Annotated in this window: 11 protein-coding genes; 1 reads left to right on the top strand and 10 read right to left on the bottom strand. The window is 60.1% G+C overall.

Annotated elements, in window-relative coordinates:
- Positions 1-346 precede the first annotated feature (346 nt).
- Complete coding sequence (locus KIH81_RS11790) at positions 347-1,051, top strand: helix-turn-helix domain-containing protein (protein ID WP_214305499.1); 705 nt, start codon at positions 347-349, stop codon at positions 1,049-1,051.
- A gap of 594 nt (positions 1,052-1,645) precedes the next feature.
- Here the strand turns inward: KIH81_RS11790 and KIH81_RS11785 are convergent.
- From KIH81_RS11785 to KIH81_RS11740, 10 genes are all read right to left on the bottom strand, one after another.
- Positions 1,646-2,215, bottom strand: a complete 570-nt coding sequence (locus KIH81_RS11785) for a helix-turn-helix domain-containing protein (protein WP_214305498.1) — start codon at positions 2,213-2,215, stop codon at positions 1,646-1,648.
- A gap of 46 nt (positions 2,216-2,261) precedes the next feature.
- Positions 2,262-2,633: a hypothetical protein gene (locus KIH81_RS11780; protein WP_214305497.1), complete on the bottom strand. Its 372-nt coding sequence runs from the start codon at positions 2,631-2,633 to the stop codon at positions 2,262-2,264.
- A 115-nt stretch (positions 2,634-2,748) separates the two neighbouring features.
- Positions 2,749-3,114 (bottom strand): HNH endonuclease, encoded by a 366-nt coding sequence (locus KIH81_RS11775; protein ID WP_214305496.1) that lies wholly within the window; start codon positions 3,112-3,114, stop codon positions 2,749-2,751.
- Positions 3,114-3,533, bottom strand: coding sequence for a hypothetical protein (locus KIH81_RS11770; RefSeq protein ID WP_214305495.1), 420 nt, complete (start codon positions 3,531-3,533; stop codon positions 3,114-3,116). The genes KIH81_RS11775 and KIH81_RS11770 overlap by 1 nt, the downstream gene beginning before the upstream one ends.
- Positions 3,530-4,072 (bottom strand): hypothetical protein, encoded by a 543-nt coding sequence (locus tag KIH81_RS11765; RefSeq protein ID WP_214305494.1) that lies wholly within the window; start codon positions 4,070-4,072, stop codon positions 3,530-3,532. The genes KIH81_RS11770 and KIH81_RS11765 overlap by 4 nt, the downstream gene beginning before the upstream one ends.
- 11 nt (positions 4,073-4,083) lie before the next feature.
- Positions 4,084-5,715: an HK97 family phage prohead protease gene (locus KIH81_RS11760; protein WP_214305493.1), complete on the bottom strand. Its 1,632-nt coding sequence runs from the start codon at positions 5,713-5,715 to the stop codon at positions 4,084-4,086.
- Positions 5,712-6,956 (bottom strand): phage portal protein, encoded by a 1,245-nt coding sequence (locus tag KIH81_RS11755; RefSeq protein WP_214305492.1) that lies wholly within the window; start codon positions 6,954-6,956, stop codon positions 5,712-5,714. Before KIH81_RS11755 ends, KIH81_RS11760 begins: the two co-directional genes overlap by 4 nt.
- Before the next feature lie 97 nt (positions 6,957-7,053).
- Positions 7,054-7,308, bottom strand: a complete 255-nt coding sequence (locus tag KIH81_RS11750; protein WP_214305491.1) for a hypothetical protein — start codon at positions 7,306-7,308, stop codon at positions 7,054-7,056.
- A 99-nt stretch (positions 7,309-7,407) separates the two neighbouring features.
- Positions 7,408-8,484 carry an AAA family ATPase gene (locus tag KIH81_RS11745; protein WP_214305490.1) on the bottom strand — a complete coding sequence of 359 codons (1,077 nt, stop codon included), beginning with the start codon at positions 8,482-8,484 and terminating at the stop codon, positions 7,408-7,410.
- Positions 8,481-8,684, bottom strand: a 204-nt coding sequence (locus KIH81_RS11740; RefSeq protein ID WP_214305489.1) for a hypothetical protein, incomplete at its 5' end; no start/stop codon positions are given. The genes KIH81_RS11740 and KIH81_RS11745, both read right to left, overlap by 4 nt.

Here is an 8,684-nt window from a genome sequence, read left to right as displayed (position 1 = left end):
GATCCTGCTGTCGCTTCTCTTCCTCTTCGGCCACGTTCTCGAAATCGCAGCCCATCGTGTTGAGGATCCTGGCGAGCGATTGCCTAGGCGTCATCGACATAGGCACCTTGCGACTAACCGGGTTGGCGACGATATTGGAACCGTCGCTGTAGTAGCGGCGGCGAGCTGATCCAGCCCCGGCCCAACCGGTCGGGGTTCTTCTTTGTTCAAGCAATGCAGCACCTTTCATCTAGTGAGTATGCACTAGCGAGCGCGTACCCATTAAACAACATGGCCTTATTCTATGCTCTTTTTCCTCGTTGTGATTACGGCGTGTCTAATGAGTACTCACACTAGAGTGAGTGTCATGAAGAGTTTGATCATCGGCCCGAACGCCATGCGTAGGGCAAAGCTGCAAGAGACCATCACCGGCATCGCGCCGAACCTCGACACCGACATCGACCTTGGCGGGCTGGATCCCAGCGACGGGAACCGGCTGCACCACATCGGCGCAGACCTGTACGTTCCCACCAACATGCAGGCATTCAACATCCGCGTGAACGAATCCATGATGCCGCTGACCATCGCGGCCATCGAAGTGAACTATGACTACAAGGCCGACGACTTCATCGTCTCCCAGCTGTTCGTCAACAACGTGATGTTCGGCAAGACGTCGTCCGTCGATATCGACGGCATCGTGTTGCGTCAGATCCCGGTGGAGAAGTACAAGCGCATGGTAATCAGCAGCTGGATCCTGCGAGACGGCGGATACAACGAACTGGAGAACACGCGGCGCTGGATGTCTTGGGCGTCTCAGGTTCAGGGTGGCAGCTTCATGCGCTCCAGTCGGCGCGGCGCTAATGTGATCGACCTGCTGTATACCGCACGAATCTACGTGGCCGCTCGATACGGCGACGGCGACGCGCACGAGACCGTGGCCAAGCTGATGGGGATCAGCAAGGCGACTGCCGGCCGCTGGATCAACAAGGCGCGTGAGGCCGGCTACATCGACCACATCGGGGACAACAACCACTTCGGTGAGTCGGCCGACAAGACGGAAATCATCGACTGATCGGTTGTGTGCGGTTCATGGATCCGCCGCCGAACGCGACCGAACATAAGGCGTGTTCGTTTTTGTTCGACGGATCCGGTTGACATAATGTGACCTTTTCCGAGAAACGCACAAAAAAATGACCCCGACTCTGGTAAAGTCGGGGTCAACGATTTAAACACACAGTCAGTATAGCACCGTGCTGGTAACACGCTTACTGACGACCGAGGACGCGACGCGGTAGCCTCGATAAACATGCGTGACCGGTTCAAGAGGCACTGGCTCCCCGGTAGGATGGCGTTAGAGGCCATAACATCAACAGACCTCGAAAACGGAACCGGCATAAACGGGATGGCCGACGGTTCCTTTAGCTTCCAGTGCTTCAAAAATGGCTTTTCGAGGGTATGCCGCCTTACGTCAGATTAACACCTGCGTCTTGTGAAGAACTCGCCGGGAACCTCATGGCTCCGTCACTGAGTGACACACTTGCCCCTTACCTCGAACGTAAAGGGCAAGCTCTGCTTCCTACCGTTTCCTATCCACCACCCTGAGGATCGACTTTTCTAGATGCGATAGGTGTCGATACTTGGTAGCGCTACGGTGTCGATCAGGTGGTTACGCTACGGTATCGCTACCCGGTTCCGCTACCGTGTCGCTGCTTGGCTGAGGTTCGGCGTTGACGGCCACACCGGGCAGCACCTGAACGTCGGTTGAGCCGGTGAGGATCCGGGCGACTTGGATCAACGCGCGTGCGTTGGAATCCGCGACACGCTCGGTCATATTCTGAGACACGTCGTGCATCCGTTCCGCGTGTCGCTGGGCTTCCTCGGCGTTTCGCCTGTAAGCCTCGGTCAGTTCGGCGCGTAGCCGGTCGGCTTCCTTCTCGGCCTTGCGCTGGGCGGCTTCGGCCTGTCGCGTCCGCTTCGCAAGGTTCCTGTTGTCCCGCACCAACTGCTCGTTTTCGGCCCTGAGCCGCTGCAATATCGCAGACTCGCTCTTCTGTTCGTCAAGGCCACGGCGGATCCACTCACGGGCTAGTGGATCGTCTGCCGGAATCTTCCAGCTCTTGCCTTGCTTCACTGCCGGCAAGCGGCCGTCGCTGATGGCCTTCTTGATACCCGAAGCGGACACCGCACCACGCGCCCTCTTCTCCAGTTCCTGAACGGTGTAATAGCGCTGATCCATACCGCTCATTCTAGGTAGCGCTACCGAGGAACGCCACGGTGGCGGATCACAGTACCTCGATCAGATACCGTTCAAAATCATCAAGCCAATCAGGCAAGTAATCGACCCAATTATCGGGTTCGCCGGCACTGGTGGCAGCGGCCTTGGCAGTGTCCCTAATCTCCCGGCGTTCATCGTCGTTCAGTTCCCGCCGTCGCTCTTCCTGCTGCACCTGCACCACCACCTGGCTGCTACGCTGGATGTCCTTCAACGCCGATAGGAACGCAGCCGACAGTCTCGTACTCGGATCATCGCCGGCAGCGTCCATCTGCCGCGCCAACGTCCTGAGCAGTTCGATATTCGCGGCGTACCGGCCGTTCTCATCCAGTTTCAGCGCCTTCACCGTCTTGTTCACGGCTCGAATGTTCGCTTGCCCCATCGTCGTTCATCTCCAATCGTGGGTAAAAATCAGGGTCGGGGAGAGAGGAACACCGGCCATGCGGGTAGTGTTCCGCTCTCCGAATCTTTTTGATCCGTTACCGCCCCTACCGCCTCTAGATGATCACGCCCAACCGCTTCGGCTTCGGCGCGGGTGCCGGTTTCGGTTCTCCGTATTCGGACGGGATCCATTGGCGCGACAGCGTTCCTATTGGCAAGTTCGGTTCCCTGTCGCCGCGTAGGTTGTTGCAGGATGCGTGGCTTGGTCTGAAGTTGGCCGGATCCTCTTGCAGATCCGGCCGCTTGCTGATCGGGTACAGATGATCGAGGTTGAAGCTGTCATCACCTGTATTGGGTTGCATCGAGTAGTCGATAGGCATCCCGCACAGCCAACACACGGCGTTCTCGGCCTTGCACTGCTCGAAGAACTGGTTGCGCTGCTTCACGAAGTTGCGCGTTGTCTTACGGTTCTTGCTGCTCATTAGCCCCTCACGTTCTTGCACATGGCTTCCTTGGTCGGCTTCCAACCGGTGAAGGCGTTCACGTCTTCGCTGGGAAAACCGGCGACAGTCCAGTAGCCCGCAACCTTGGTTTCGTGCGGGAACATGCCGGCTCCCGGCGTGATCCTGTCGCCTATGCGCACGTCGGTGTCGGCCGGCATGGTGATGTAGCAGATCGTCGTGGTCTGTAGGCTGCCTGTCAGATAATCCGGCACTCGGGTGCTGCTGGACTGCGATAGAGCGCCCTTGAACTCGATAATCTCCGGGTGATCCCAGTCATCAATCATGTGTTGCGGGTTGTATGAATCCGGCATTTGCCCGGCGCGGATCCGCTGGAACGTGGTAGCGCCGGCCATCGGGAACATGCTGGATGATGCGGCGATGTCGTCTAGGATGCTCATTGCTTCGCTCCTACGATGTGGGGCAGCTTGTACTTGGCAAGCGTGCGTTTCTCTGACTCGAACAACGGGATGCCGAGCGGTTCGGATCCGGTCACGTAGGTGACGGTGGATCCGTTGACGCTCTGCGTCTTGACCACGCCTGATGCCATGCTTCCGCGCTTGGATGCGGCGAGCATGACGGCGATCACGTCGGGGACTTCCTCGGGCGCGTAACCGTCGGTCATGGTGACTTCTACGGATCCCGGCATGTCCGGCAGCAGCACGCCGTGCCTGAGCTGCACTAGGCCGCTGCTGCCATAGGCGATGTCCTGCACATGTTCGACGCCTTCCAGCTTGAAGCTGGAGATGTCGGTGACGTGCAGCGTGGGCAAGGCCAACCGGGATCCGCCGAAGGCGTTGAGCTTGACGGTGTGAGTGTAGGAAGGCGCGACATGCCAACCGCACTCACGGCGAACGGCGGCTTGAGCCGCCTGAAGCCAATAGGTTGAGTCGGCAACGAATGTGCTGGGATCCGGGATCAGATCCGGTGTGTTGGTCATGTCGCGCTGCCTCACTTGGTGGTCGGCTTCTCGATGGTGGTCTTGACGATGCGCTGGGGGCGCAGCACGTCAAGCTCATAGCGGGCTTCGGCGCGGGCGATCACCTGATTACGGGTGAATCCGCCGTACGGGTTCCATTCGACGGCGATGTTGCCGTCGCTGGAGATGTTGAGCGCGTCCTGACCGATCACGTAGGCGGTTCCGGCAGTCATGGCGGCGGAAACGTACACCTGCACGCCGAAGATGCGGCGGGTGACTGGATCCGCGATGCCATCGGCCATGTAATAGTGTCCGTCAGCGTCCTTGTAGCTTTGAACGTTCAGCCAATCGGCCGGCGACATGACGATCATCGAGCCGGCGACGCCGATCATGTCCAGCTTGTTGAGCGCGGCCGCGATGGTGTCGTAATAGCTGTTCTTGAAGTCCTGCGACTGCGTGCCGGCGATGGTGGCGAGACCGGTCATGTGGCCTTCGGCACCGGAACCGGTGAGCACTTCCTTTTCCAGCGCGTTGCGGACGCTTTCGGTGAGCTTGGAACCGATCCACGCTTGAAGGTTGGCGTTGTCCTGAAGCGTGTACTTGCTGATGGGGCTGGACACGGTGGCGATCACCTTAAGGCGCTTCTCCACGGTGTCGATCAGCATGTCGGTAACGGGCTTCTCGGCACCGTCCGCGACCACGGCGGCACCGCCCGGCGTTTCGGCCGGCTTCTCGATCAGCGCGTCGTACACCGGCGCGGTGCGGACGATCACCGGAATGTGGTCGATCATTCGCGGCGCGGTCTCGACTGCCGCGTCGCCCGGAATCGGCGTGGTGTTGATCAGCGGGACGCCCACCACCGTGGCACCATCCGAGACGATGCCCTTGGTGATGCCCATCTTGGCGGAATAATCGCGTGCGGCCTTCGGCAGCAGTTCGGCCATGCTCTTGAAATTGAAGTACTTGGTTCCGGTCGTATCCTCGGGCGTGCCGAACGCTTCGGACGCGGCGGCGATGTCCGCAACCACGTTCTTGGTCTCGATGGGCGCGGGCTTGGTCTCGGGCTTGTAGTCCTTGGCCGCGTTCGCGTCCTGCTGCTGATCCGGTGCGTCGCCCACGTGCTTGTTCACGCTGACGGTGCCCTGAATATCCACGGTGTCTGCCATTTTCTGCTCCTTATTGTTGTTGGTGGCTGACTTGACGGTGACGACCTCGGCCATAGGGTTGGCCGGCGTCGGGGTTAGGGAACATTCGAGTAGGCGCGCCTTGGTGATCACACGGTGTCGGTCACTGGTAGCGCTACCCGACCATTCGGCCTGTTCCGCCACCATGCCGACACTCATTTTCGACACCGTGGCGTTCTTGAGCAGCCGATAGGCTTCGGCGGCAACCGGGTTGCCTAGATCCAATCGGGCCGTGATCAGCAAGCCGTGGTCGTCTTCCACGGCGCTGACCGTCTTGCCGATAACGTTGTTCGGCCGGGATCCGTCGTGGTTCCACATGACGGGAACCGTCTGCGTGTCCGCCACTGATCCGGCGAACGCGCCCTTGCGGATCACGTCGCCCTGAAGGTCGATGTTGCCGAACACGGCCACGTAGCCGGCGAACACGCCGGCGTCGCCGGTCTCGGACACGTCGAACGTCTTGTTGATCACATCGTTCATCGGTTGGTTCCTTCCTGAGCTTCCAGCGTTCGGCCACCGTCCTGCGGGGACGGCTGAGAGCCGGTGAGCACGTTGAGCGGGGTAACGAGATCGTCGCCACCGGGCACGGCCGGCCGGTTCATCATGCGGCGCACCTCGTTCGTGGTCAGGAACGAACGGCCGCTTGCCGTGCTGAACGCCTGATATTGGGTCTCCAAGGTGCCGCGCAGCTTCGCGTCAACGGACAGTTCGACGTAAAGGTCTGGTTCGCCGGTCACGGCCGGCAGCACGGCGTTTAGCTGTTCCTCGAACGCGCAGATGTAGGGCATAAGCTCCACAGACCACAGTTCCTGCTTGTATTCGCTCACGTTCGACTTGGTTCCGGTGCGGTATCCGACGTTTTCCGGGCTGATGTGGTAGGCGTTGCACACCTGAATGGCGATGTCGGTGCGGGCCTGAAGGTCGTTCACGTCGCAAGGCTTGAACGTGTCGAGACCACGAATCTCGGCACCGCCGAACAGCATCGGCATACCGCCCTGCCGAGCGCCGCCGTTGGTGTACTCGCGCATGGCGTGCGCGAACGATTCGATTTCGTCGTCGCTGACCTCGGTTCCGGCCGGCGTGTACACGTAGGCGCTCATGCGGCCGGCGTTCTTGGCGATGGAACGGCGGTAGTCGGCCAATTCCTTGGCTTCCTGAAGCATCGAACGCAAGGTTGCTGGAATCGGTGTGGCGGCGTCGGCACCGTAGCCGATACCGAGCAGCACGGCGCTGTTCGGCAAGGCGATGGTGCGGGTGGATCCGTCAAGGGTGACGTTGAGGCCGGTCACTTCCTCGGCGGCGTTCACCTGAAGATCAAAGCAGCGCGGCGGGATCCGGCGCAGCCACAAGCGGCCGTCCGTATTGGCGACTATGGCGGCGTACCGGTCATTCAAGAGGCCATCGAGCAGCAGCGAGCGGAACAGCTGGTAGCGGGTGACGCCCGGCAGCACGCTTGGCTGCTTGAGCAGCAGCGACAACCTGGATCCGTCCGCCTCTACTCGATCCCCGGTGTCCAGCTTGCGGTAAGCCTTGACCGGCATGGATGCCACGTTGTCTGCAATGAAGCTGGTGACGGTGCGCACCGCCGCTTCGGTGGCGTACAGTTCATTCGACAAGGTGACGCCACCGGCCGGCGACGCCGAACGCTGCCATGCGCCGGTGTCGTCCGCCTTCTCCACCTCGGTGCTCTTGCGGCTGAACAGATCCTTGAACCATCCCACGGCGTCCGCTCCATTCCTCATGTCATGCAATGAAATGAGTATGAGTCACCATGTAAATAGTCGCAATAACAGCGAGTAATCATTAGTTTATGGCTAGTCAGCGAGCGCCTAGGGGATAATCATTGGCGAGTGCCAAGAGTCCGGCACCTACCACTGCCATCTGTTCGGCGTCTACGATGTCGGTCACGTTGGGTGCCTTCGGCTTGGTGCCCTTCATCATCTGTTCGCCGGCAGTCCTGAGCAGCTGTCTTGCCACGTCCGTGGCTATCTGTCGTTCCTTGGACACGTTGACGGCGGTCATGTTCGGATCCTTGTTGATCCTGAAGTTCGGGTTGCCCTGATGGTTGCCCATTTCTACACGCTCCTATATAGAGAGTGTGTTGAAAGTGTTGAATGTGTTGAATCGGGGGTGCGGTCTGCCTGTTTTCAACACTTTCAACACTTTCAACACTTAGTTACCTTGCTGGTCTGTTGAATTGGGTAGATAGAGGCCGCGTCCGGTTCTTCGGATCCTGCCGGCGTCGGCTGCACGCTTCAGGTACACGGCGGCGGTCTGCGAGCTGAAGCCCGGCAGCTCCTCGGCAACCTCGTAGGGACGTATGCCGGCCGGTGAGCTGATCCCGGTGGGGTGCTTGCCGACGAACTGCACGACCTGCTGCATCATGTCGCCCACGCCCGAAGTCTCCCGGTATTCGCGTGCGGCATCCGCCGCGTCGTTCAGGTTGTCGCCGTCCAGCGACCACAAGCCGGTGTTCTGATCGAACGCAACCTTGTATTCGCCTTCCGCCGCGTCCCTAGAGGTAATCTGCACGGTGCCTTCCGATTCGAGACGCTTTCGGTTGAGCTTCAGAACGCTGTCCGCCGCGCCGGCGATGCCGTTCGATCCGCTAATCTCCTGTAGGAAGTCGCTGTCTCCCATCTTGCGGACGTGATGCACCACGATCAGCGCGGCACCGTCGTATTCGGCTATGAGATCCTGCAAGGATCCGGCGATTCGGTAGTCGGCCTGATATTCGGTCTCGCCCTTCACCACGGGCAAGGTCATGCGGAACCGGGCGAGCGTATCGAGGATGATCAGGGGCTTCTCCTCACGGTGCTGGTTGAGGAAGTCGCGCATCACCTGCATAAGGTCGGTGTCCTTGGCGCTGGTGACGAACTCGACCGGCTTCTTGGTCTGTTTGTCGTATCCCATGCGCTTGAGACGGCTGAGCAGTCGGCGCGGGCCGTCTTCCAGCGTCAAGTACATGACCGGCCTAGCTGATACCGGTATGCTGCCTAGGAATCGTCCGCCATCTGCGGCGGTCACGGCGAGCTGCAACGACAGCCACGACTTACCGGCCTTCGGTGCCGACGCGAGGATCGATAGGCCGGCCGATATGATCCCCTCGGCCACCTGTTCGACCGGTGGGAAGTCCTGCTGGATCAGCTCGGCCATGCTGAACCGTGAGCGCTGAAGGAACGCCTTGGCGTCCATCGCCTTGACCTGCTCGGCCATCCGCCTTCTGATTTGATCCTTCCTGTCGCTCATGCCCACGCTCCCAGCGGACGGGGATGGATGGGCCAACCCAGCACCTGAAGCGACCAATCGCGCAGCGCCTTGAGATCCTGCTGTCGCTTCTCTTCCTCTTCGGCCACGTTCTCGAAATCGCAGCCCATCGTGTTGAGGATCCTGGCGAGCGATTGCCTAGGCGTCATCGACATAGGCACCTTGCGACTAACCGGGTTGGC

This window comes from Bifidobacterium miconisargentati (assembly GCF_019331675.1).
GTDB lineage: Bacteria > Actinomycetota > Actinomycetes > Actinomycetales > Bifidobacteriaceae > Bifidobacterium > Bifidobacterium miconisargentati.
Note: the sequence above shows the minus strand (reverse complement) of the source record. Positions and strands in the feature narration are given on the sequence as shown.